The sequence below is a fragment of the Clostridium sp. 2218st1_F5_2218SCRN_220325 genome, assembly GCF_039062665.1.
GTDB lineage: Bacteria > Bacillota > Clostridia > Peptostreptococcales > Peptostreptococcaceae > Intestinibacter.
The window spans coordinates 81,532-81,845 of record NZ_JBCLNH010000009.1; the positions used below are offsets into that span (position 1 = coordinate 81,532).

The 314-nt window shown below is 31.2% G+C and carries 1 protein-coding gene; it reads left to right on the forward strand.

The features are described from left to right. Positions 1–314: SH3 domain-containing protein (locus tag ABCM86_RS07285; protein WP_343003761.1), on the forward strand; the 314-nt coding region annotated here is incomplete at both ends.

The window sequence follows — 314 nt, forward strand, 5'->3', positions numbered from 1 at the left end:
AACTACAGAAAACCTAAACGTTAGAAAAGGTGCAGGAGCAAGTTATACAAGATTAGGAACATTAACTAAAGGAACAAAAGTAGAAATAGTTAAGAAAGAATCAAATGGCTGGTATAAGATAAAATACAATAATTCATATGGATATGTATCAGGAACATATGTAAAATTAGATTCACAAACACCAGACCCACAACCAGAAGAAAAAGTAATAGCAACAGGAGTAACTACAGAAAACTTAAACGTTAGAAAAGGTGCAGGAGCAAGTTATACAAGATTAGGAACATTAACTAAAGGAACAAAAGTAGAAATAGTTA